We start from the raw sequence: 21,554 nt of genomic DNA, 5'->3' as shown, positions 1-21,554 counted from the left end.
CAATGCCTCCTATAATGAATAATGTTGCCATATTACATCCTGTTATTTCGGCGTGTGCCAGTTACTTTATAGTCGTTTTTATTGTTGTTTGGGTAAACCACAAATTGTGACAAGTATTCAATGGCTTGTTGATCGGCATCGGGACTATCATCATGTGTTTTGTATCCCGGTTCAATGTCTTTAAGTTGGGCAATACCTACCTGCATGTCGTTGCTGGCATACTCTGCTTCAGAGTAAAAAACACGTCCTTGCTGGTAGTAAGGGAGACTGCCTGTTACAATACGATCATACTTGTTACCTTTTCCTTTCGGATTGTCGGAAACAACAATGTTTAATGAGCGTTTAAACTCTAGTTCAACAATGTCTAAAGCGTCCTGAACAGGTTTGTTCCAAAACTGCTTTTCAAGTCTCCAGTGAAGTATTACTGATTCAGGTAATAACGCCTCGTAATGATACATGAACCTGATAGCATCTTCCATTATACACTGACGGACAAATGCTTTTATTTGCCAGAAGTTAAAGCCATGTAAGCCCCAAACCTTAACCGCGTTGTAATCGTTTTCGCCTGAAAATGCGATATCCCAGAAGCCAACAATATGTTCAAAGTGATCGATGCGGGGACGTTTGCCCCACTGCAACATTTCATCTTTGAAAATCTTTCCCTTCTTGTGCTTTTTATGGTTGTACTCCGCTCGGCACGATATTGCCCCATCTTCCTCTTCAAGCTTACGGTAATAGTTGTTGTCGTACTTTTCCTTCCAAGCTGGTTCGTAGGTTTCTTCGTTGTAGGCTTCCACCAGATCAACGCCCCAGTTCGGATGAAGTTTTTCAAGTAAATTTTGAATGCTGCGTACCCACGGATCATTGTTGGTATAAAAGAAGCGCTGGGTATCACCGTCCATAGTTTTAAGCAAAGAGTTTTTAATCCATTGCACCTCTTCATCCTGCCGCTTTGGATTTTTTACCGTGTCCTTGTCTTCAAGGTCATCACAGTTGATGTAATTAGGCCGTAATGATCCCTTGCGAAGTCCCCTGCAATCCTGTCCCATACCAATGGCCTTGCAAAAGAAACGCCCGTCTTTTGTTCTAAAATCACCGCGTTCCCAATGTCCGGGCATTACCTGATCTCCGAAATAGTGAATAAGGCGTTGGTTGCTTTCAAATTCGGCTTTCAGGTCATCGGTTAAGTCGCAAGCTTTATCGTGGTTATTACCTACAATTACAGCATAAATGAACTCTCCGTTAATCCAAATAAATATCGGGATGAAAATGTCAGTCCAGACAGACTTGGCTAAACCACGCCCCCAACGTACCAAACGGCGAAACCATTTATTTTTAAGTGCAAATTTGGCTAAACGGATGTGAAACCAAGCAGGCTTAGCACTGGCGTAATGAGGGAAAAGGAATTCACAAAGAAACGCCGGGTCTTTTTTAAGTCGGGCAATAATCTCCTGTTTTTCTTCAGGAGTCTCAAAAGGGTTGATAGCCGTTCCCTCCTTAATGACCCGGAGTTTCTCTAAATATCTTTCTTTAGCCTGTTTGTCTGCTAATTTCATTACATGCTAAGTTTTAACGATGCATCGTGAATGTGTTTTTCCTGAAAGTCGATGGTTTGCATAAACAACTTAGGATCGTATGCCTGCAATGCCTGAAAAATGGTTTGCATTATTTCGAGATATGTAGCCAATGGCACCTGGCTTTCTTTATTAATGTCGCGCAGGGTTTTGTTCCATTTACTTACAGCGTCATCAATCTTCGAAATTTCCTGACGGATCTCGGCGGCACGTTGGTGGTCTAGTTCTTTTTCTGCTTTTACTAATTCTGCACCTTTGCGCAAACGATCATCGGCAAGGTTCGAGATGATTTGTTCGATATTGGACACACGCTCTCCGGGAGAAGTGTTACGGGCGCGTTGTTCTTTTTTCCAACGTCCGTCTTCAGCATTTATCCAGTTGCTTAAAGTCTTCTCACTTACGTTTACCAGTTGCGATATTTCTTTAGCTGTTTTGCGCTGCTCAACAAACAGCATGTAGGCCAATTTCTTTTCCTTCTCTTTTGCCATTTTTAATTAATGCATTTGCCCACAAATTTCAGTTCCTGAAATTCCTTTTAGAAACTTCTGTGATAGTGTTGCATGAATCGCTGAAAGCGTTGCACTTTTTGTTGTAATGGCTTGCTTTTTACTATGATTTTTGGGGCATATAATAACGCATAAGGCGACAAAACAATTAATTAAAAACGCATGGCAGAACCAAAACCTTTTACGTTTGTAATCTCCGATGAATCGATAAACAGTTACGGCTTTCGGGTTTTAACTGATGGTATTGATTTATCACTGTTTTTAAAGAATCCGATTGCTCTTTGGGTTCATAGTCGTTCATCTGCATGGAACGATAAAGACCGCTTGCCTATTGGAAAGTGGGAAAACATCAGGGTTGAAGGAAAAAAGCTACTTGCTGACCTCGTTTTTGATGATGATGACGAATTTGCAGTTAAACTTAAAAAGAAGGTTGAAAAAGGTATTATTAATATGGCAAGTGCGGGTTTGCGTGTTGTTGCAACCAGCGAGGACAAAGCTGTATTGATAAAAGGGCAAACCAGGCCAACTGTAATTAAATCGTTACTAACCGAAGCTTCTTTGGTTGATATCGGTTCCAATAGCAACGCCTTGCGCCTTCAGGATGAATTTGGGGAAGAAATAACCCTTTCGGACAAAGGTTCTAACCACCTGCTTCCGTTGTTAGGCGACACTAAAAAACAAAATACGGATATGAATTTTCAAGAACAAGTGGCACTGGCCGTGAAACTTTCGGCTAATGCTTCAGAGGCTGATATTCTGAAAGCTGTTCAGAATGCAGTTGCAAAAAATGTGGAGTTATCTGGTTTCGAAGGTCAGGTTACTACCCTGCAAGATGAGAAAGAAGAGCTTTCTGGTAAGCTTAAAGTATATCAGGATGTGGAGGCTGAAGCTGAAAAGCAAAAGTGTGTTGATCTGGTAGATCAGGCAGTTGCTGACAAGAAAATAACCGATAGCGAAAAGGCTGAATGGTTAGAGTTAGCTGAGGGTAACTATGAGTTGGCTGAAAAACAGCTTGGTAAAATTACTGGTGCAAAAAATCCTGAAGATGAAGGAAAAGGCGAAGTAAAACTGAGTGCCTGGGATGCGAGAATGAAAGAAATTAACGAAAATCTTAAAAAGTAAGCAATAATGGCTATTGTAATTGAAGGAACCGCCTATTCCGGCGAAGTATTGGAGCAGTTATTGGTACGTGCAACAACTACCAACGAGCTTGTGGAACGCGGATTGATAAAGCTCGTTCCAAACGTATCGAAAAAATACACCCTGCCAAGGTTGAAAACTGGCAAAATGTTGCAAAAACGTAAGGAACAGCCAACAAGCGAAGACGCAAAAGGTGATTTCACATACGATGAGAAATACCTTCAACCTAAAGAATTCATGGCGTACACCGAGTTTAATCCTCGTGCTTTTGAGAATATATGGCGTCCGTTCCAACCTAAAGGCGACTTGGTATTTGCTGAGCTTCCAACTAAGGTGCAAAACCAGCTTTTGGAAGAGATGGGTAAGGCTGTTGATTTTGAGCTTGGTTTCCACTTTATCAATGGTGAGTTTGGCGATACTGATGATGAACTTTTCAACGGTATTCTTTATTCGATTCTTCACGACGAAGAGCGCATTGAGATTGAGAACCCGGTAGGACTCACTGAGGACAATATTATCAGCAAAATGAAAGCTGCAAGACTCGCGTTGCCTAAGAAGTACCGCAAGAAAGCCAAAATGTTGTTGAGCGACGAGGACTTTGAAAAGTATGATTCAGCTTTAACCAAGCTGAGCGTAAAAGGACCGGATTATACAAGTATGACTGCCAAAAGCTTCAAAGGCATGCCTATTGAAGTATTGAGCGACTGGCCGGAGCATGTAATTGTGTGCACCATCGCAACCAACGATATGACCTCCAACCTTTGGGCAGGTTGCAACCTTACCAACGATTATGATACAATCAAAATCGATAAGGTAACCAACGCCGGTGAACGCTATTTCTTTAAAATGCTGATGACAGCTGATACTGAAATTGCGTGGGGTGAACAGGTATCAATCTACGACGGGCGTGTAGAGGGTTAGGCTGCTACATCCTTTTTCGATAGTGTTTAATCAGTGATTTATTAACGTTTAATCGAGTTTTAAATGAAACAAATGATCTTACTTTTTGTGGCCTTGCTTAGCATGGTTACAGTAACACAGGCGCAAGCCTTAAAAGAAACAAAACCGTTCGGATCGAAAGGGTTGTATGAAATTACACCTGTAAGCGATACAGTTTCGGTTATTCCGGTTTACTCTGCCTCCGTTTTCACAATGGATGTAGATACAAATATTGTGCTTCAGGTTGATACTGTGAGTTCGAGTCCGGCCAGTTTGCTCTGGTTTGAAGTAACAGCCGATGGAACCCAACGAACGGTAACCTTTGATATAGGTTTGGAGGCAGCATCTTCTACGGTGGCCGCGAATAAGTCGCGAACGTGGGGCTTTGTGTATATCGGAAACAGGTATGTGCTGATACACGAATCAGCAGAATATTAGATGCCCTTATTTTTTATCGACCATAAATTTTGAATTTCTAAATCCGGGAGTTCCTCCCTTTCCTCTCCCGGATTTTTTTTACTCCAACTATGAGCGATCAGGAAAAAATAGACTTACAAAAGCTTACGCAAAAAGAGCTTCTTATTGTGATGTATCGTGATTTACGGAGCTTGTCTTCTACTGTTGAGGCTAACAATAAAGAGCAAATTGTATTGCGCGAAAGGTTAGCAATTGTTGAGACTAAACAGAAAATTAGCGGCCTTATATGGGGAGGCATATCGGGGGCTATAAGTTCGGGGTTAGTCGCTCTTTTCTTTTCACTTTTTAAATAACGCGTCAAATGACCAATGAACAATTATTAAGATATTTTGAAAACCGCCCATCACTTACAGAGATTTATCTTGTAGGTACGGTGGTTTTTGTTGACGAAAAAGCGGCAAAGAAATATGCCGCCCAGGTGAAAGGTTTGGTTGTTTCCAAACTAAAAAAAACCATACAGGATGCCTATGAAAAAGATCAGTTGGATTTAGATGATCTTTCGCCCGAAGAAGCAAAGGCAAAAGTTCTGTCGATGGAGCTGAATGATGATAGTGACTATTATCAGCTTCAGGACTTGGTTCGTATTCTGGAGCTTCCACACGAAGGAAGAGCAAGAGAGGCTTATTTAGCCGCCTTGTTAAATTATAAAGCAACAAATACAAATCCTGAATAATGGCCAGTTTTCATATTTCATATGGCAAAACAATGGCTCACGAAGGAGTGTACAGTAATGATCCTTCTGACAGGGGCGGTGAAACATACAAGGGTATTGCACGAAAGTTTCATTCTGACTGGAAGGGTTGGAGTGTGATTGATGAAGTGAAAGAACAGGTTAATGTGAGTGATTTAAACAAGACGCTTGAAGCCAATACTTACCTGAATACTTTGGTAAGGTTTTTTTACAAACAAAAATTTTGGGACAAGCTCCAGCTTGATTCAATAAATGGGCAAGAACTTGCCGATGAACTTTTTGACACAGCAGTAAATCAAGGAGTGAAAACAGCTGCATACTACTTTCAGCGTTCATTAAATTTTCTTAACAATAATCAAAAGCACTACAGCGACATTAAAGAAGATGGCATGGTTGGAGCACAAACCATAAAGGCATTTAATGCCTACATGTTAACTGCAATGTTTAGTAGTCGTTCAACAGCCAGAAACATTCATACTTTAATCAAATCCATTAGCTTTTTTCAGATGCAACGTTACGTTGAGATTTGTGAAAACAATCCCCGTCAGGAAGTATTCTTTTATGGTTGGTTAAACAGAGTTTAAACGATAAAAAACGATTCAATGAAACTGTTAAAAGGATTATTTAATTCAGCTAATAAATTAGACCCGCAAAGAACATTCGACACTATTTCGAGTGGGGTTGATAAACTTTTCTTTACCAATGAAGAAAAGTCGGATGCTGCGAAACAGGCATGGGATCAATGGATAGAATGGTACAAGCTGAACAGTGATGAGAATAGTGCCAGAAGTGTTACAAGGCGCATTCTTGCTATCATGTTTTCGTCTATCTTCCTGTTTCTACTGTTATGTGCCGGTGCTGTTTATTTCTTTGATGAAACTTATGCCGGTTTTCTTTTTGACTTGTCTAAGTCAATCTTCCCACTTGTGTCCGGGATATTACTGTTCTATTTCGGCTATTACGGGATTAATTCAGTTATCAAAACAAATTCAAAAAATAAATCGAAATGAGTTTACCAGAGGTAGTTATTAGTGTTAAAAACGGGAACCTTGGCGGAGGAGCTGAGCTTGCCGATGGTGTAGCCGGAATTATTGTTTCGGGCGATACTGCACCCGATGCCGAGAATTTTAAAATTGGCGAAGCCAAACAATTTTTCTCGATTGGAGAAGTAAAAGATGCCGGGCTTGATGCCCAGTACGATATTGATAATGCAACCAACGCATTTAAGCAGGTTGCAGACTTTTTTACAGTAGCTGGTGACGGTGCTGAAATTTGGGTAATGGTAATTGCCAAAACAGAAACGCTTGAGGATATTTGCGACATTGCCAGCGGCAATGCTTATGCAAATACAATGCTTGAGGCTGCTGATGGCCGCATTCGGTTGTTAGCTGTTTCGCGTATTACTGATGCTGCTTATGTTCCTTCATATGCGGCAGGCATCGATGATGATGTTGTTGCTGCTCTGGGTAAACTTAATGCTCTTGCAGTTGCTAAAGCAGGTGACATGGAGCCTTTTATTGGTATTGTTGACGGGCGCGATTATCAGGGAGACTCGGGAACGCTTGAAGACCTTACAGGATTAGGATTCAACCGTGTGGTTGGAGTAATTGCCGGGGATGTTGAAACCGGCTCTGCTGGTGTAGGTTTGTTGCTTGGCCGTTTGGCTGCTGATCCTGTTCAGCGTAAACCCGGACGTGTAAAAACCGGAGCTATCCCAATTGCAAACGCGTACTTTACAGACGGGACTAAAGTAACCCGTGCTCTGGCTGAAGTACTGGATGCTAAGGGTTGGGTGGTTATGACTCCTTACCCGCAACGCTCAGGCGTTTATTGGGGAGTTGATCACACTTGTTCATCGGCTGATGATGATTTTAGCACAATAGTTAACCGCCGGGTTATTGATAAAGCTGTACTTATTGCTTACAGCACTTACGTTACCGAAATAATGGACGAAGTGGAAGTTGATGATGACGGCAAACTTCAGCCGGGTGTTGTGAAATACTTTGAAGGCAAAATTCTGAATGCCATAAATAACGGAATGACTGCTAATAGCGAGATTAGTTCTGTTACAGCTTTTGTTGATCCGAAACAAAACATTTTAAGCACTGAAAAATTGGTTGTTGCCCTTGAAATTGTACCTGTTGGTTATACAAAAACCATTCAGGTGAACCTTGGATTTTCTAACCCTGCATTATAAATAAAGAAGCATGAACGTAATTAACAGCGAAGAATTTGCATGGAGTGATGCCCAGGTAGTATTACTGGGAAAGGTTATTGAAGGCATAACCGCCTTTAGTTATAAAAAGAGCCAAAGTAAAGAGTTACGTTATGGCCGTGGAAACGAGCCTATTGGTTACAAACGTGGCAACAAAAGTTACGAAGGCTCGATTACGATTCTAAAAAGCGAACTGGAAGCACTTAAAAATGCTTCTCCGGACGGTGATATTTTATCGTTAAAAGGTTTTGATATTGTTTTTAGCTATGTAGCTGAAGATGGAAGCCTTGTAACAGATGTTGCCAAGTTTGCCGAATTTAAAGAAAGCGAAGAGGCTTTGAAACAAGGCGATGGTAATGGAGAGTACGAGCTTCCATTTTTGGCCTTGCGAATTACACCGGCCTAGTTAATAATCTATTTGTCATAAATTTTTGAAGTTTTATTGGTTTGTTTGAACCCCCTGTTATCCATCGTTTGACGGATGGCAGGGGCGACAAACCGACCCGTTTAATCCCCGATAAACAAGTGTTGAATAACAATCAAATCAATAAAAAGAGATGAATAAAAAAGAAAATATTACAAACCCAACTCCAGAAGACATTAAAAAATGGGAAGGCTTGTACGGAAAGGTAAACAAGCTTGAAATTGACACGAAATTTAAAACGGCTGATGGCGAGGAGTTCGACAATGAGGAGGATGCCCGCGATCATGCAGAGGATCTGGTTGCAGACAAGCGCGGTATTACAACCGAAAGTGTTGTTGCTTATCTTAGAAATCCGAGTCGTAAAATTATATCGATGGCTACGTCGGTTGGTGGAAAAGACCCGATCAAATTCGGTGAACTGATTTTGCAAAACTGCTGGTTGGGTGGTGACGAACGCATTAAGACAGATGATGACCTGTTTTTAGCAGCCAACGCGGTTCTTGGTGATTTAATCAAGATCAGAAGTGCGCGCATAAAAAACTGCTAGAGGCTACCGACAGGCCTGATAAAGATTTTATTCGTCAGAATAATATGTTGATCCGGCATTATTGCCATGTAGAGCCGGATGATTTGTCGGATGAAGAGTGGTGTATGATGGCAAAAGATGTTGAATGGTTTTTTAAGAAAACAAATCCTGAAAAGTAGATGCCCGGTATTTACGAATATACTTTACTAATGAAGGACAGAGCTTCCGGTACGCTGAATAAGCTTACCGGAAGTTCGTTTGAAACCATGCAAAAGTTAACAGGTTTGCAGGAGAAGGTTAGCCAATTAAACCGAAATACAAAGGATTTTGGAGGCTCTATCTATACCCTGAAACAAAAGGTTGACATACTTCAGGAAGAAAGGGATTTGATTGACCCGAGCAACCTGACCAAAATACGCCAATACAACAAAGAGATTAAGGGCTTAACCACCACAATCAATAATCTTGAAAATACCACCGGAGGGAAATTTGGCAAATGGGCAAAAGATGCTGTTAACCAAATACCCGGAGCCGGATTACTAACGAACCCTATTGTAATGGCCGGTGCAGGCGTGGCGGCTGTTGGAAAATTAGGTGTTAGCTGGGAAGAAGGCATGGCAAAAATAAATGCTACGGCTCAGCTTCCACAACAGCAACTTGACACATTAAGCAAAAAAATTAAACGCCTGGCTCTTGATGCGGGTAAGGATTTACGCGGTGTGCCAGATGCTTATGAAAAGATATTGTCACAAACCGGTGATGTTGCCTTGAGTACCGATATTTTATCAAAAGCGTTGAAAGGAGCAAAAGCCGGATTTACTGAAGTTAATCTTGTTTCAGGGGCTACTGCTCAATCGCTTTCTGCAATTGGAAAGGAAAAAACCAACGCTCAGGAAGTACTTGATGTTTTATTTGGGGCAAAAAGAGTTGGAGCCGGTGAGTTTGCAGATTTTGCCCGTTATCTGCCAACGTTATTTGCAGCCGGTAACAATATTGGTGCTGTGTGGAAAGAAACAGCCGGGTTGTTTGCCTACATGACTGGTAAAGGTCAAGATGCGGCAACCAGTGCAATGTTAATCCAAAACGCTTACAATGCACTTGGTAAAAGTGATATTACCGATGGATTGAAAAAGGCCGGTGTAATGGTTTACGATGAAAACGGAAAACTCAGGAGCATGGTAGAAATATTCACTGACCTGAGCCGGATCACCAGCGCAATGACCGATCAGCAACGATCAGACTTTTTGGAAAGTATTGGATTGAGAGACCAACAGGCTAAAGCTGCATTCTCTATTTTAACAAACGAGACCAACAAATTAAAGGCTGCTGTTGATGCAACCTCAAATGCAAGTGGTGAGCTACAGGCGGCTTTAGACAATACCGACAACACCGGGAATAAACTACGGGAAGGCTGGGCGAAGATTCAGGGAATTGGATTATCGCTCGGGAACGTAGTTCTTACGGTTTTAAACCCGGTGCTTGATGTTCTTGGTAGCTTACTGGAAGGCATATCTTCTGTTATTGATGGAGTTGGTGCAGGTTGGAGTTGGTGGATGAATATGCTTCAACAGGGGAATCCTTGGATTGTTGGATTAACCGTTTTGATTGGAGGTTTGACAACCGCTTTGATCGTTCATAATATATGGCTAAAGCGCAATGCAATTTGGATGGGTATTGTTACTGCCGCTAAAGGTGTATGGGCAGCTGTAACAGGAGTTGCAACAGGGGCAATGTGGGGGCTAAATGCCGCATTATTGGCTAATCCGGTTACATGGATTGTAATTGGTATTATGGCTTTGGTAGCTGCTTTTATTGCAGCGTGGAAACACTCGGAGAAATTCAGAGGTGCTATAACTGGTATCTGGGAGGTAATAAGAGACTTTGGCTCGATGCTAAAAGAATTTGTTATTGATCGGATTAAAGGGATTCTGAGCGGGTTGACCGGCATTGCATCTGCTGTTAAGAAACTATTTAACAAAGACTGGAAAGGAGCAATGAGTGACGGCAAAAAAGCACTTGCAGACTTAGTTGGTGTTGATGCTTATAAAAATGCAATGTCGAATGGGAAACAGCTTGGAGAAAAATTCCGGTCGGGTTATCAAAAAGGCGTTGAAAGTTTCGCTAACGATAAATTAGATGCCGGTTACGTGAAAGACGAAAAAACAGGAAAGTGGGTAAAAGGAAATAAAACAAGTTCGTTGATCGACAAGGTTACTCCAACCAATCAATCTGAAAATAACGTCGATATTGAGGAGTTAATGAAGAAACTCAACAAAAACAAAGGATTTGGCAAAAATTCAGATGATAAGCTTAGTCTTGGTATTCCTCAGAACTACGGCAAAACAAACACCTATGCCGCAATTACTGCTAAGCTTGGTGTAGATGCCCCGGAAGCTGCAAAACAACAAAATACAACAGATAAGCCGGTAAAAACAATTGCAATGCGGGTTGATGATATTAGCAGTAGCTTGAAAAAGATGGCGGCGGTTGCTGCGGTGCCACTTGCGATGTCGATTGGAGCAGCCAATGCAAATGTTCAGAAATTGGTTCCAATAGATAACAAAAAGGTTATAACTACTGAAACAACTATTGCGCCAGTAGCTAATTCGTTAACCGAAGGAAATGTTTACAATGCCTTTGATAATCGATTGCTTGACAATAGCCAGCAATTCAATAATGTAAATTCAACTGTAAGTACTGAAGAAAACAAACTTTTTAAGACCATTTTTTCAACCGCTGATTTGTACAATGAAAGTACAAATATTGAAAATTCCGGAAATAATATTCAACAACGAAATTCAGAGGTAAATAAAACAGACAATCAACATAATCAAACTATACATATTGACCGGTTTACTGATAAGATTGAAATACATGTAACCGGCGGTGATGCGCCCCAAGAGGCAGCTGAACAGGTAAGAATTGAAGTTGAAAAAGCACTTGCAGAAATATTTAATGTTTAATGGCAAATCTCTTTAAAATAGCGACAACTGCATATGCAACCGCAACAGGTTACGTAGCTCCGCCATTTATCCCGGTTGAAATGATTAACCGCCCGAAGGCTAAGTCTTTTGATAAAGGTGAATTTGCCGAAAAAGAAACACAATCGGTTAACGGTGCCCCACTTCGTAAGTATCAAGGTGGTATTTACTATTTCATGCCGGTTGTTATTAATCATGATGGAACCAAATGGGAATTTAACAATGCGGTTGTATCGGTTGCAGGTAAAAAATCGATTGTTGAAACGCCACTGGTAGGCCGTCAGGGAACTGTTAAGGAGCTAATTAATATTCAGGACTATGAGATAAAGCTTGTTGCACTGCTATCGGGCGATGATTACCCTGAGCAGGAAGTTATGGATGCTGTGAAGTTATGGGAAATAAACGAAAACGTAAAAATGGAGTGTGCCATAACCGACTACTTCTTAAAAGATGAAGATCGGGTGGTGATTAAACATATTGATTTCCCGGCAATGGAAGGTGAGGAAGATTCTCAGGCTATTGTAATGACTTTAGTTAGTGATCAAAATTTTGAATTGGAACTATAATGTTTGTATTAACCTGTCATATCACCATAGGATCAGCCACATTTAAATCGGTTACAGATGTTGTTATCAAACGCAGTACCCATGCCAGTAATGCAACTGCTGTTATTAAGGTGCCGGTTACAGCTGTGCTAAGGCAGGAGGGTAAGGAGCCAACAAAAGTTGAAACTGCCCAGCAAATAAATGTAGGTGATGCTGTAAGCATTAAGTTGGGTTATGATGGAAAACTTAAAGAGGAGTTTAAAGGTTTTGTTAAACGGTTGAATTATACCGTGCCACTTGAAATAGAATGCGAAGACTGGTATTGGAAGCTTCGTTACACAACTATCAAGAAAAGCTACCCGGAAGCAACAGTTAAACAGTTATTAAACGATGTTTTATCCGGTTCGGGAGCGAGTGTTCACCCTGCAACAATTGACCTCGGATTAAAGAATACAGTTATAAATAACAAAACCGGTGCCTGGGTTTTGGAGAAATTGAAAAGTGACTATGGATTAACAGTTTTCTTCAGCATAGATGGGCAGTGTTTTGCCGGTAAGGCATACGAGGTACAAGGTGCAGCAGCAAAATATAAACTTCGGTGGAATGTGTTAAAGGATGATGATTTGAAGTATTACCGTGCTGAGGATTATAAACTAAAAGTTGAGGCAAAAACTTACGACCGTGACGGGGCAAAACTGGAAGCCACGGTAGGATCGGAAGGTGGAGAGGTTAAAACGCTATGGTTTTACAATGTAACTGACAAAGCCCAATTGAAAACACTTGCTGAACAGGAACTGCAACGATATAGCTTTGACGGCTACCGTGGAAAGATTGAAACCTTTCTTATTCCATTTGCTGAACCGGGAATGATTGCAGAGGTAGAAGATCCTCTCTACAAAGTGTATGGGGGTAGTTATTACATAGAGAGTACTGAAGTGCATTTTGGAACCGGAGGCGGAAGGCGCAAAGTTGAGTTAGGGATAAAATTATGAGTGAACGCACAGAGTCCATAAGAAAGAAGTTACAGGAAATGTTTACCGGCGAAGATCAGGTTTTTCAGGCAACTGTAAAAGAGGTGAATGAAGAGGAATTTACCTGTACTGTAATTTTTGATGATGAGTTGGAATATACCGATGTTCGTTTGCGCTCTGTTATCGATTCTGAAAAACAAGGCTTTTGTTTTATTCCGAAACAAGAAAGCTTGGTTCAGGTAGGAAGGATAGCAAATAGTGAACAGCTTTTTGTAGCATTATTTTCGGAAGTTGACAAAATTATTTTGACAACTGGCAACCTTGAACTGACCGTTGATGCCGATATGATTGAGCTAAAAAAAGGAGAAAAGCTAAGTGTTTTGGTAACCGAAGAGGAATTAACTATAAACGCAGACCAGAGCATGTTAAAACAAACAGCCGGGGGATTTACGATGGTTAGAAGTGGCGAGGGCTTAAAAAAAATTCTTCAGGACTTAATTACTGCCATTACGCAGTTAACGGTTCCTACCGGAGTCGGTCCTTCAGGTGTACCAATAAACACGGCTGCTTTTCAGGCAATTAATAACCGATTAAATAATTTTTTGGAGGGCTAAGATGGCACTAGTTAAGGCAGTAATAAAAGGTGATATAAAAACGGCGTTTACACAGGTAATGGATCAGGCAGATGATAAGCGTGATGATGCTTTGGATAATGTAGCAGACAAGCTAGCAGATGCGGTAATAAACGCTATTAAAAGTCAGACAATAACCGTTGCCGGTGTTGTTACAGTTGGAAGTGCAACTACACAAACCCAAACAGCACCGGTAACAGCAACGATAAGCTAATATGATTGATTTTAGACAAAATACTGAGGGAGACATTGACTTATCAAAAGGAGATATCGGATACGTTGAGAGCACCGTAGCACACCAGCGCGATTTGATTATTACCGGAATTGGTGAATTAAAGTTTGCTCCACTGGCCGGAGTTGGTATTCATGATTTTTTGAATGATGAAAACCCGGCTGACATGCTGAGAATGGTTCGTAAAAAGTTCATTCAGGACGGGCAAACAGTTAATAGTGTAAAACTGGATGCTTCTGGAGGTTTAGAGGTTGATGCTTATTACGACGTGTACCCTGTGGTACCCAATTTTGCAAAGGTTTAAACAATGACTTATACGGTTAAAGACAATCAAACAATAACAGACCTTGCTATACAGCTGTATGGCACGGTTGAGGCAGTTGAACGCTTGCTTACACTGAATCCGCAATTAACCGGACGTGATCCGGCTTGGAACATTACCGATTCGCTAACTCCGGGAAGTGTGATTTATTATGATGAGGAAGAGAGCAACAAGAATGTATTGAAAGAATTAGACGGTAAAACAATAATTAGCGAATAATGGCACGAACTACACAGGAAATATACGACGGGCTTGTAGCGAAGAAAAATGAACAGATACCGGAATTATCCGACAGTCAATCGGCTGAATGGCGTTTGTGGTTGTGGGTGTTTGCCTATGGTGTTTATTTGTTTGAGTTGGTTTTAGACCTCCTAAAATCTGACGTTGAGAATTTGCTATCAAATAAACAGGCTGGTTCTCTGATATGGTACATCGACAAGGCAAAAGAATTTCAGTTAAATGACTCGCTGGTGGTGAACAGCAAAGGTATTTTAAGCTACGCTGTTATTGATGAAGAAAAGCAGATTGTTAAGCATGCATCGGCCACAGAACAGGACGGGGAGCTTTTATTGAAAGTTGCGAAGTATGATGACAATGGTGATCTGGTTCCGTTAAGCTTAACCAACGGTGAGTTTCTCCACTTTCAGCGATACATTGAGAATGTAAAATTTGCGGGGACAAGTATCTCAATAACTACCCTTGATGCGGATATCATTAACTACGATATCACTGTATATTATGATCCGGCATACTTGCCTGAAGCAGTTGAACAGGCTGTAATTGCTAATCTTGATGCTTTCAGGTTGGAGTTGGATTATGAAGGTTATTTCTATCCGAGTGATTTTGTAAAAGCAATAACCAGTGTGCCGGGAGTGAAAACGGTTAAGGTAAATGCACTGACAGGAACTCAGGGAGTAGATACAGAGGCAATTGATGTTAGTTACCTTGTGAAAGCCGGGTACTATAATTTTGATGAAGCCGCAGTTATAACAATGCAAAATGCCCGGTTATGATTGATATAGATTTCAGTAAACATCTAACCCGGACATTGCCCTATCACAAAAGGCAAGTTAACCGGTTAAAGCTCTTTTACTGGCCGTTTATAGCATTGCAGGAGTTGTTTGATTCTTTTATTGAGTGGAGGCGCGATGTTTACTACCGGGCAAATATAACGGGTCAGGTTTTATCGCTTCAATCGTTGTTGAACTCGAAAGTTGCTGATGCTGATAATAGCATATTGGTAAAAAGTTACAACGATCAAGGTATATGGGTACAGTTAAGTAATGAGGCCGGTGAGGGAGATGCTTATAAGGTATCGGTTTCATTGATTGTTGAAGATAACTCTTATGCAGCAGCAGTAGCGTTGGAAGGCGAAGTGGTTGAAAACACGAACATAGACTTTTATGTGTACATCCCACAGCAGGTGAATATTTACGAGGTTGAGATGTGGGTAAACAGTTATAAAATAGCAGGTAAACGTTATCAAATATTACAAACAGCATGAAAAGACAAGTACAGAGTCCAGGTGTAAGGAAATGGTTTGGCGATGACTGGATTAATATACAGGATGAAATATTAGCGGTTCTTGAAGGTTTCTTCGGGGATTATGAACAACAATTTATATTAACCGGATGCGAGGTTAACGGCAGTGATATTGGAGCCGGAATTGTAGGCCTGATTGATGGCAATGGTTTTCACCTTTGTCGGTTTGCAGGTGCTCAGGGAGTAGCATGGCCTGTTTATTTTCATCCCGAAAAGGTGATTGAAAACAGGGAGTACTTAGACCTCGAAGCGAAACCGGTAACCGAAACTTGGCAAGTGGCAACAAACAATGCTGATGGTGGTGGTTATTTTCAGCTGAAACAGGATGGAACATCGGCACGGTTTGCTGATGCTATTCAAACCTCTACAAGGCAATTTGTTACCGATGCCGAGAAAGCAAGTTATGCGGGGCAGGCTTCAGCGGCTATTGCTACTTTGCGTGATGGAGTAGCAGAGCAATATAATACTTTGGCAAAGATAGCTGCTGCAATGTTGTTAGCTGATAGCCCTACGTTTACCGGAGTACCGACAGCCCCAACAGCAGCACAGGGGACTAATACAACTCAATTGGCAACAACAGCATTTGTTGCAGCAGCATTAGCTGCTTTGGTTGATAGTAGTCCGGCTACTTTAGACACACTAAATGAACTGGCAGCAGCTTTGGGTGATGATCCGAACTTTGCAACCACAATGACCAACGCTTTGGCCGGAAAGTGTGCTGCCGATGACCCCCGTTTGAGTAATGCCCGTACACCAATAGACAACTCGGTTAGCACTGATAAGTTGGCGAACAGGTATAAGTCAAGAATCGCTCCGGCAGGAAGTGATATTGATTTCAGTGTGGCGCAAGTTTTCCCAATTACACTTTTAACAAATACAACCTTAAGTTTTTCCAATATTTACATTGGAGCCGTAAAAGACATTGAGGTGACCGGTGACTATACTCTAGGACTACCAACTTGGTTGAAGATTATCTCCGGAGAGTATGATGGTACTGTCCCGAACTTATTGCAAGTAAAAATAACCAATGATCAAGCCGGTTCAGAATCTGGTTGGTGTACAATAAGTCAGGAGGTGGTGTAATGAATAATCGGTTATTAGGAGTAGGAGGTAAAAAAATATTCTCAGGATGGAATGAAGATTCTTCGCTAATAGATGGGCTTCCGTATTTGGGCACTTACAAGAAGCCGCACCCTACTGTGTTTTACTTGGGTGCAGAATTATACATGATTGCCGGGCGAAACTTAGGAACTTTTGACGGCTACAAATGGGATGGTTCCGCATGGCAATCCCATAGTGGTATAGTATCAGGACTTCCCGACCTTGGCAATAACTCAAAACCTGACGTGTTCGAACTGAATGGTAATACTTATCTGATTTCGGGTGAGGGTTCTGCTCAAATAAATGGTTTTAGATGGTCAGAAACAAACTGGGTTACTGATAGCTCTATAATTAGCGGTATTTCGGTCACTGCTGGTTACTTAGATGTTACTTGCTTTGAAATGGATTCAAGGAGGTTCTTGTTGCTTGGTTCTTCAGATATTGGATTCCAAGGGTATGAGTGGGATGGTTCTGTATGGGTATCATACTCGACTATTGTTAACGGATTATTAGGCGATTATGACATTTCTTATAGAATCGCTTCGTGCGTATTCTTCGCTAATAATAATGCTTACATGATAACAATTCACGACAACGATCATCTTAGTGGCTTTGTTTGGGATGAACAACGCTCGAAGTGGATTGCCGACAACTTACCAATCACAGGAATTTCCCTTATGGAGTGGGATTCAATTCCAGAAGTTTTCACAGTAGACGGCAACCTAAAATTAATGATTGGTTACGACGGTGACTATACATTGAGTATCTCTTACATTGGTTATAATGACGAATATACAGCATAATATGAAAGCAAAAGAAGAAAACGGACAAGTAAAATTTTATAAAAAATTACCAAGCAGGTACAGAAGTGAAACCCTAAATATTGCAGGAGGCTTTAATAAGTTACCCAAAGAAATACATGAAGCTGAGGGTTTTTTTGACGTTGTTAAGCCAGAGATCGTAGACCCGGCAGTAGAAACACTAGGTAAACCTTATATCGATCATGAGAAAAAGATTTGCACTTACTCGGTTGAAGCTATTGTGTTGAATATTGATGAGGTAAGAGCAAACAAGCGCAAATATTTCATCGACAAGTTCAACCGTGTTGCAACAGTAATTACTCAGGCAGGCTTAGCCATTGATCCCAACGATCCGGAAAGCGTAACCTTATATGATCAAAAAGTAGCCATAGCCAGACAATTTAAGATTGAAGCAATGAACTACATTGCAACAGAGAATGACCCTTCCAGACTTGTAAAATTCAGGGTACAAGAGGAGGATGTTAATTATGTTCTGAATTTGTTCGAACCATTTTTAATATAAAAAACATGAATTTCATCTTATTTATAGTTGCAGTTTTTTTGTTTGCCATTTTTGGCACATTTGGTTTTGTTATTGCCCTGCTTTCCCTTTGGACTGGCGGCTTTAAACGTTACGGGCGGTATTTCAGGAATATTGCATTGAGTATTGACCAGATGGGAAACGTGGTTTGTGCCCCCCTGTTTAATGTGATAATGATAAGACGGTGGGGTTATAAGTTTGGTAATATCGATGAAACCATTTCTTCGGTATTAGGAAAAAATAAAAAGCTTGGAACATTGTTTTTATTCGGTAGGTTGCTCGATAAGCTACTTAATGCACTGGATGAAAACCACAGTATAAATTCAATAGAAGTTGATCCATAACGATCAACTTTTTTCTTTTAAATTATTTAATTTCTTTTTTATGAGTGTGGCAACTTTAAAAACGCCCATCAGTTATTATGGTGGGAAGCAAACCCTTTTGCGGCATATTAGGCCGTTAGTACCAGAACACGTTACTTATACTGAAGCTTATGTTGGTGGTGGAGCTTTGTACTTTGCCAAAGAGCCCTCCGAAGTAGAGGTTATAAATGATGTAAACGGCGCGTTGGTGAACTTTTATCGGGTGTTGAAGTCGAATTACCCGGAGTTAAAACAGAAGATTGATGAAACCCTGCATTCGAGGAGAACACATGAGTTTGCTCAGCTTGTTTATGAGTTTGGCGAGTTCTTTGATCCGGTAAATCGTGCATGGGCTTTGTGGGTGCTCAGTAAAATGAGCTTCGCAGCAAAACTGGACGGCACGTTTGGTTATGATAAAAGCCGAAATACAACTTCAAAGAAAATTACAAACGCTAAAGATCAATTTACAGAAGCTTTGTCGAAACGTCTTGAACGAACGCAAATTGAGCAAACCGATGCGCTCAGGATCATTCGTTCGCGTGACAATGAAAAAGCATTTCATTTTATTGATCCACCGTATATAGGGACTGATTGTGGGCATTATTCAGGCATTTATAATCTTATGGACTTTCAGAACCTGTTAGAGCTATTAACGACCTTAAAAGGTAAATTCATGTTAACTATGTTCCCGCACCCAATGCTTGATGAGTATATGCAAAAGTATGGCTGGGTAAAGCACGAGGTTGAGAGAACGATATCTGCATCGAAAACCAACAGACGTAAGCAGGTTGAGTTAATGGTATGTAATTACTGATTAATTGGTATTTGAAGACAGTTTAAAAAAGGACGGGGTTTTAGGCGCCACACCTTATCTTGATGACAATGCCAAGAAGAAAACTCCCAACGGGAGACCCCGTCCAGTGTCTTGCACTTCTTGGCATTTGTTTGATAAATAGTGTGGCGCGACAAAATTAATTAAATTTGCACAATTCGTTTCCAAAATTTGTACAATTTGATTTTGGCCGATTAATACATTTTTAGACATACTAGTTTGGATAACTTTCATTCTATTCCTTTTGCTGATTTCGACCGCAATCAAGTTCTTCTAGTTTATATAGAATTTGTATTCGTACAATTTTACTTCATGATTTCTTTTCGTATATGCCAACATGTCAATCTATCAACTAATTATACTTTTATGTCATTATTTTACCGGGTTCGAGAAACTTTACCAACAACAAAAAACAAACTCATTCATGAAGCTGATTTAGAGCCCTTATACTTCATTTTAACAGCTGCTATTAAATAATTTTCTACCAACTTGGGAAAAGGTTGGGAAAGAGAATGCTTGAAACTTTTAACCTTTGTTTCAAACATTAATGCTCATGGAAGTAATAACGATTGAAAGCAAGGCATATCAGGAACTGATTAAAAGAATTGATAGTATCGCCCAGTATGTTACCAGCAAGAGTTCTACTTCAGAATCTATCCCTGAAGTTTGGCTTAACAGTAATGAGGTAGCTGATTTATTAAAAATAAGCACCCGGACGCTTCAGCGCCTCCGTAAAGAGAATTTGATTAGCTACACCATATTAAGAGGCAAATGTTTGTATAAACTTTCCGATATCGAAAATTCACTTCAGGAAAGGATAATCCCAACCGATCAGAAAACACTGGACGACCTGCGAAAAAGATATATTACGCAAGGCATTTCATTTGGTCAATAATCCCCTAAAACCTTAAGGCATGTATATCGACCAAAAATATTTTGATTCCTGGATGAATAAGTTAACAAGTCAAATTGAAAAACTTAACCGCAAAATTGACCGTCAGGATAACTCGATAACTCCTAAAATCGATGATGAAATTTTACTGGACAACCAAGACCTCTGCCTTTTATTAAAAGTAAGTACACGAACTTTGCAACGTTTTCGTACTTCCGGGAAATTACCCTATCGATTAATCGGAAGAAAAGTCTATTATCTCGAATCCGACGTGACGAATTTTATTCACAAAGGCTATAAAAATCTTTAGTATGAAAATCCAGTAACAAAAACTCAATTCAACTTATCCAGATCGTCAAGTCTTTTTCTTAATGCTTTTTGTAACTCTAGTAGGAATTTCGTTTTTTCATTTTGTCGTTCCTTAATATCGATAAAAGTCCGGTATGATTTATTCAGTTCGATGTCTAAAATCTGCTCAAAGAATCTTATTATTTCTATCACATCAATGTTCCCGTTATTGAAGCAATTGTGGCTATGTAATGCATAAATGAGTTCGATAAGTGCAACTTTGGGAGCAGTCCATTTAATGACGGACTTTCCTTTCAAATCTTTCGCCAATACCGGTTGTTTATTCTTTCTTAGCTTTATTATTTCACAGTCAAGATACCTTTCCAATCCCTCATGGGCAATGATGTAAGCAACAACTTCATCATGCGATGTACTAAATTCAGGATTAACAAAATGACTGTAATTACCGTTAGCAGAAGGTGCCCCATGCCCGTTTCTTTTAAAATACTTTTCATCGAGATGTGTTTGCCCACCCTTATAATATTGGCAAAACTCATAGTTCGATTTCATGTATTCCTGACTTTTGCTGAACTCGCCTTTAAGGTACTTAATCTGAAATTTCCGGTTCGAATGTGGACGATGTGTTTCAATACGCAAAATCTCGGTATAGTAAATCAGCTTACTAAAAAACTCCGGCTTAATCTTTTTGAAAAAGTACAGTTCCTCCAGCTCATTTTCAAAACTGTTACTGATAACCAACTCTTTTACGACAGAAAGGGTATCCCGGCAAACTCCGATTGCCATTGAGGCTTGTTTGATGGTGTCCAGTTCACGAATTTTCAGTAATGTTAACTCGTTATTCAATTCGAGAAGTAATCGTGTGCTCTTATTTTTTATCATGTTTAAAGATTTGTGTTTGACATGGTTAGAAAAACAAATTCCATACCATTCTACTAATCAATCAATTGACATCCATGTGCATATTCACAAAAATAATGACACAACCTCCTACTCAACATAT

At 40.3% G+C, this 21,554-nt stretch carries 29 protein-coding genes; 26 read left to right on the top strand and 3 right to left on the bottom strand.

The annotated features are described in order from the left end of the window. Positions 1 to 32 precede the first annotated feature (32 nt). Positions 33 to 1,556 carry a hypothetical protein gene (locus tag QZ576_RS09370; protein WP_297096399.1) on the bottom strand — a complete coding sequence of 508 codons (1,524 nt, stop codon included), beginning with the start codon at positions 1,554 to 1,556 and terminating at the stop codon, positions 33 to 35. Further along, positions 1,556 to 2,062, bottom strand: a complete 507-nt coding sequence (locus tag QZ576_RS09365; RefSeq protein ID WP_297096397.1) for a hypothetical protein — start codon at positions 2,060 to 2,062, stop codon at positions 1,556 to 1,558. Before QZ576_RS09365 ends, QZ576_RS09370 begins: the two co-directional genes overlap by 1 nt. A 180-nt stretch (positions 2,063 to 2,242) precedes the next feature. On the opposite strand from QZ576_RS09365, the gene QZ576_RS09360 reads away from it, so the two are divergent. From QZ576_RS09360 to QZ576_RS09235, 26 genes are all read left to right on the top strand, one after another. Then, positions 2,243 to 3,202: a hypothetical protein gene (locus tag QZ576_RS09360; RefSeq protein WP_297096395.1), complete on the top strand. Its 960-nt coding sequence runs from the start codon at positions 2,243 to 2,245 to the stop codon at positions 3,200 to 3,202. 6 nt (positions 3,203 to 3,208) lie between these two features. Continuing rightward, complete coding sequence (locus QZ576_RS09355) at positions 3,209 to 4,141, top strand: hypothetical protein (protein WP_297096393.1); 933 nt, start codon at positions 3,209 to 3,211, stop codon at positions 4,139 to 4,141. Between the two features lie 63 nt (positions 4,142 to 4,204). Beyond that, on the top strand, positions 4,205 to 4,597 hold the full coding sequence (locus QZ576_RS09350) for a hypothetical protein (RefSeq protein ID WP_297096391.1): 393 nt from the start codon (positions 4,205 to 4,207) through the stop codon (positions 4,595 to 4,597). Positions 4,598 to 4,686: 89 nt separating this feature from the next. After that, complete coding sequence (locus QZ576_RS09345) at positions 4,687 to 4,929, top strand: hypothetical protein (protein ID WP_297096389.1); 243 nt, start codon at positions 4,687 to 4,689, stop codon at positions 4,927 to 4,929. A gap of 8 nt (positions 4,930 to 4,937) precedes the next feature. Next, positions 4,938 to 5,309 carry a hypothetical protein gene (locus QZ576_RS09340; RefSeq protein WP_297096387.1) on the top strand — a complete coding sequence of 124 codons (372 nt, stop codon included), beginning with the start codon at positions 4,938 to 4,940 and terminating at the stop codon, positions 5,307 to 5,309. Next, the gene (locus tag QZ576_RS09335; protein ID WP_297096385.1) at positions 5,309 to 5,911 is read left to right on the top strand and encodes a glycosyl hydrolase 108 family protein; all 603 of its coding nucleotides are present in this window, start codon (positions 5,309 to 5,311) and stop codon (positions 5,909 to 5,911) included. The genes QZ576_RS09340 and QZ576_RS09335 overlap by 1 nt, the downstream gene beginning before the upstream one ends. An 18-nt stretch (positions 5,912 to 5,929) precedes the next feature. Continuing rightward, positions 5,930 to 6,337: a hypothetical protein gene (locus tag QZ576_RS09330; protein WP_297096383.1), complete on the top strand. Its 408-nt coding sequence runs from the start codon at positions 5,930 to 5,932 to the stop codon at positions 6,335 to 6,337. Further along, positions 6,334 to 7,524 (top strand): DUF2586 family protein, encoded by a 1,191-nt coding sequence (locus QZ576_RS09325; protein WP_297096381.1) that lies wholly within the window; start codon positions 6,334 to 6,336, stop codon positions 7,522 to 7,524. Before QZ576_RS09330 ends, QZ576_RS09325 begins: the two co-directional genes overlap by 4 nt. A gap of 10 nt (positions 7,525 to 7,534) precedes the next feature. Continuing rightward, positions 7,535 to 7,948: a hypothetical protein gene (locus QZ576_RS09320; RefSeq protein WP_297096380.1), complete on the top strand. Its 414-nt coding sequence runs from the start codon at positions 7,535 to 7,537 to the stop codon at positions 7,946 to 7,948. A gap of 151 nt (positions 7,949 to 8,099) precedes the next feature. Further along, positions 8,100 to 8,513: a hypothetical protein gene (locus QZ576_RS09315; RefSeq protein ID WP_297096378.1), complete on the top strand. Its 414-nt coding sequence runs from the start codon at positions 8,100 to 8,102 to the stop codon at positions 8,511 to 8,513. A 188-nt stretch (positions 8,514 to 8,701) separates the two neighbouring features. Continuing rightward, positions 8,702 to 11,455: a phage tail tape measure protein gene (locus QZ576_RS09310; RefSeq protein ID WP_297096376.1), complete on the top strand. Its 2,754-nt coding sequence runs from the start codon at positions 8,702 to 8,704 to the stop codon at positions 11,453 to 11,455. After that, positions 11,455 to 12,039, top strand: coding sequence for a DUF6046 domain-containing protein (locus QZ576_RS09305; RefSeq protein ID WP_297096374.1), 585 nt, complete (start codon positions 11,455 to 11,457; stop codon positions 12,037 to 12,039). The genes QZ576_RS09310 and QZ576_RS09305 overlap by 1 nt, the downstream gene beginning before the upstream one ends. After that, the gene (locus QZ576_RS09300) at positions 12,039 to 13,010 is read left to right on the top strand and encodes a hypothetical protein (protein ID WP_297096372.1); all 972 of its coding nucleotides are present in this window, start codon (positions 12,039 to 12,041) and stop codon (positions 13,008 to 13,010) included. Before QZ576_RS09305 ends, QZ576_RS09300 begins: the two co-directional genes overlap by 1 nt. After that, positions 13,007 to 13,603: a hypothetical protein gene (locus QZ576_RS09295; protein ID WP_297096370.1), complete on the top strand. Its 597-nt coding sequence runs from the start codon at positions 13,007 to 13,009 to the stop codon at positions 13,601 to 13,603. The genes QZ576_RS09300 and QZ576_RS09295 overlap by 4 nt, the downstream gene beginning before the upstream one ends. Before the next feature lies 1 nt (position 13,604). Then, a complete protein-coding gene (locus tag QZ576_RS09290; RefSeq protein ID WP_297096368.1) occupies positions 13,605 to 13,835 on the top strand; it encodes a hypothetical protein in 231 nt (76 codons plus the stop codon). A 1-nt stretch (position 13,836) separates the two neighbouring features. After that, the gene (locus QZ576_RS09285; protein ID WP_297096366.1) at positions 13,837 to 14,157 is read left to right on the top strand and encodes a hypothetical protein; all 321 of its coding nucleotides are present in this window, start codon (positions 13,837 to 13,839) and stop codon (positions 14,155 to 14,157) included. Positions 14,158 to 14,160: 3 nt separating this feature from the next. Further along, positions 14,161 to 14,394 (top strand): hypothetical protein, encoded by a 234-nt coding sequence (locus QZ576_RS09280; RefSeq protein WP_297096365.1) that lies wholly within the window; start codon positions 14,161 to 14,163, stop codon positions 14,392 to 14,394. After that, positions 14,394 to 15,188, top strand: coding sequence for a hypothetical protein (locus QZ576_RS09275; RefSeq protein ID WP_297096363.1), 795 nt, complete (start codon positions 14,394 to 14,396; stop codon positions 15,186 to 15,188). The genes QZ576_RS09280 and QZ576_RS09275 overlap by 1 nt, the downstream gene beginning before the upstream one ends. Next, positions 15,185 to 15,679, top strand: coding sequence for a hypothetical protein (locus tag QZ576_RS09270; protein WP_297096361.1), 495 nt, complete (start codon positions 15,185 to 15,187; stop codon positions 15,677 to 15,679). Before QZ576_RS09275 ends, QZ576_RS09270 begins: the two co-directional genes overlap by 4 nt. After that, entirely contained in the window at positions 15,676 to 16,800 is a 1,125-nt protein-coding gene (locus tag QZ576_RS09265; RefSeq protein ID WP_297096359.1) for a hypothetical protein, read from the top strand. The genes QZ576_RS09270 and QZ576_RS09265 overlap by 4 nt, the downstream gene beginning before the upstream one ends. Further along, the gene (locus QZ576_RS09260; protein ID WP_297096357.1) at positions 16,800 to 17,621 is read left to right on the top strand and encodes a hypothetical protein; all 822 of its coding nucleotides are present in this window, start codon (positions 16,800 to 16,802) and stop codon (positions 17,619 to 17,621) included. The genes QZ576_RS09265 and QZ576_RS09260 overlap by 1 nt, the downstream gene beginning before the upstream one ends. 1 nt (position 17,622) lies before the next feature. Further along, entirely contained in the window at positions 17,623 to 18,141 is a 519-nt protein-coding gene (locus tag QZ576_RS09255) for a hypothetical protein (protein WP_297096354.1), read from the top strand. Between the two features lie 5 nt (positions 18,142 to 18,146). Beyond that, positions 18,147 to 18,503: a hypothetical protein gene (locus tag QZ576_RS09250; protein ID WP_297096352.1), complete on the top strand. Its 357-nt coding sequence runs from the start codon at positions 18,147 to 18,149 to the stop codon at positions 18,501 to 18,503. Positions 18,504 to 18,543: 40 nt separating this feature from the next. Next, entirely contained in the window at positions 18,544 to 19,335 is a 792-nt protein-coding gene (locus QZ576_RS09245; protein WP_297096351.1) for a DNA adenine methylase, read from the top strand. Between the two features lie 571 nt (positions 19,336 to 19,906). Beyond that, positions 19,907 to 20,248 carry a helix-turn-helix domain-containing protein gene (locus QZ576_RS09240; protein WP_297096349.1) on the top strand — a complete coding sequence of 114 codons (342 nt, stop codon included), beginning with the start codon at positions 19,907 to 19,909 and terminating at the stop codon, positions 20,246 to 20,248. Positions 20,249 to 20,267: 19 nt separating this feature from the next. Further along, the gene (locus QZ576_RS09235; RefSeq protein ID WP_297096347.1) at positions 20,268 to 20,555 is read left to right on the top strand and encodes a helix-turn-helix domain-containing protein; all 288 of its coding nucleotides are present in this window, start codon (positions 20,268 to 20,270) and stop codon (positions 20,553 to 20,555) included. A 23-nt stretch (positions 20,556 to 20,578) separates the two neighbouring features. Here the strand turns inward: QZ576_RS09235 and QZ576_RS09230 are convergent, their stop codons facing one another. Continuing rightward, positions 20,579 to 21,433 (bottom strand): RteC domain-containing protein, encoded by an 855-nt coding sequence (locus QZ576_RS09230; protein WP_297096345.1) that lies wholly within the window; start codon positions 21,431 to 21,433, stop codon positions 20,579 to 20,581. Between the last annotated feature and the right edge of the window lie 121 nt (positions 21,434 to 21,554).

The organism is uncultured Draconibacterium sp., from assembly GCF_913060805.1.
Classification (GTDB): Bacteria; Bacteroidota; Bacteroidia; order Bacteroidales; family Prolixibacteraceae; genus Draconibacterium.
This window is presented reverse-complemented; position numbering and strand designations above follow the sequence as displayed.

Coding starts and splice junctions, on each gene's coding strand:
- QZ576_RS09260 (WP_297096357.1), top strand. CDS start 16,800: ATGAATAATCGGTTATTAGGAGTAGGAGGTAAAAAAATATTCTCAGGA.
- QZ576_RS09325 (WP_297096381.1), top strand. CDS start 6,334: ATGAGTTTACCAGAGGTAGTTATTAGTGTTAAAAACGGGAACCTTGGC.
- QZ576_RS09340 (WP_297096387.1), top strand. CDS start 4,938: ATGACCAATGAACAATTATTAAGATATTTTGAAAACCGCCCATCACTT.
- QZ576_RS09230 (WP_297096345.1), bottom strand. CDS start 21,433: ATGATAAAAAATAAGAGCACACGATTACTTCTCGAATTGAATAACGAG.
- QZ576_RS09250 (WP_297096352.1), top strand. CDS start 18,147: ATGAATTTCATCTTATTTATAGTTGCAGTTTTTTTGTTTGCCATTTTT.
- QZ576_RS09245 (WP_297096351.1), top strand. CDS start 18,544: ATGAGTGTGGCAACTTTAAAAACGCCCATCAGTTATTATGGTGGGAAG.
- QZ576_RS09255 (WP_297096354.1), top strand. CDS start 17,623: ATGAAAGCAAAAGAAGAAAACGGACAAGTAAAATTTTATAAAAAATTA.
- QZ576_RS09310 (WP_297096376.1), top strand. CDS start 8,702: ATGAAGGACAGAGCTTCCGGTACGCTGAATAAGCTTACCGGAAGTTCG.
- QZ576_RS09270 (WP_297096361.1), top strand. CDS start 15,185: ATGATTGATATAGATTTCAGTAAACATCTAACCCGGACATTGCCCTAT.
- QZ576_RS09300 (WP_297096372.1), top strand. CDS start 12,039: ATGTTTGTATTAACCTGTCATATCACCATAGGATCAGCCACATTTAAA.
- QZ576_RS09355 (WP_297096393.1), top strand. CDS start 3,209: ATGGCTATTGTAATTGAAGGAACCGCCTATTCCGGCGAAGTATTGGAG.
- QZ576_RS09290 (WP_297096368.1), top strand. CDS start 13,605: ATGGCACTAGTTAAGGCAGTAATAAAAGGTGATATAAAAACGGCGTTT.
- QZ576_RS09330 (WP_297096383.1), top strand. CDS start 5,930: ATGAAACTGTTAAAAGGATTATTTAATTCAGCTAATAAATTAGACCCG.
- QZ576_RS09235 (WP_297096347.1), top strand. CDS start 20,268: ATGTATATCGACCAAAAATATTTTGATTCCTGGATGAATAAGTTAACA.
- QZ576_RS09345 (WP_297096389.1), top strand. CDS start 4,687: ATGAGCGATCAGGAAAAAATAGACTTACAAAAGCTTACGCAAAAAGAG.
- QZ576_RS09280 (WP_297096365.1), top strand. CDS start 14,161: ATGACTTATACGGTTAAAGACAATCAAACAATAACAGACCTTGCTATA.
- QZ576_RS09240 (WP_297096349.1), top strand. CDS start 19,907: ATGGAAGTAATAACGATTGAAAGCAAGGCATATCAGGAACTGATTAAA.
- QZ576_RS09305 (WP_297096374.1), top strand. CDS start 11,455: ATGGCAAATCTCTTTAAAATAGCGACAACTGCATATGCAACCGCAACA.
- QZ576_RS09360 (WP_297096395.1), top strand. CDS start 2,243: ATGGCAGAACCAAAACCTTTTACGTTTGTAATCTCCGATGAATCGATA.
- QZ576_RS09365 (WP_297096397.1), bottom strand. CDS start 2,062: ATGGCAAAAGAGAAGGAAAAGAAATTGGCCTACATGCTGTTTGTTGAG.
- QZ576_RS09315 (WP_297096378.1), top strand. CDS start 8,100: ATGAATAAAAAAGAAAATATTACAAACCCAACTCCAGAAGACATTAAA.
- QZ576_RS09350 (WP_297096391.1), top strand. CDS start 4,205: ATGAAACAAATGATCTTACTTTTTGTGGCCTTGCTTAGCATGGTTACA.
- QZ576_RS09275 (WP_297096363.1), top strand. CDS start 14,394: ATGGCACGAACTACACAGGAAATATACGACGGGCTTGTAGCGAAGAAA.
- QZ576_RS09285 (WP_297096366.1), top strand. CDS start 13,837: ATGATTGATTTTAGACAAAATACTGAGGGAGACATTGACTTATCAAAA.
- QZ576_RS09335 (WP_297096385.1), top strand. CDS start 5,309: ATGGCCAGTTTTCATATTTCATATGGCAAAACAATGGCTCACGAAGGA.
- QZ576_RS09265 (WP_297096359.1), top strand. CDS start 15,676: ATGAAAAGACAAGTACAGAGTCCAGGTGTAAGGAAATGGTTTGGCGAT.
- QZ576_RS09295 (WP_297096370.1), top strand. CDS start 13,007: ATGAGTGAACGCACAGAGTCCATAAGAAAGAAGTTACAGGAAATGTTT.
- QZ576_RS09370 (WP_297096399.1), bottom strand. CDS start 1,556: ATGAAATTAGCAGACAAACAGGCTAAAGAAAGATATTTAGAGAAACTC.
- QZ576_RS09320 (WP_297096380.1), top strand. CDS start 7,535: ATGAACGTAATTAACAGCGAAGAATTTGCATGGAGTGATGCCCAGGTA.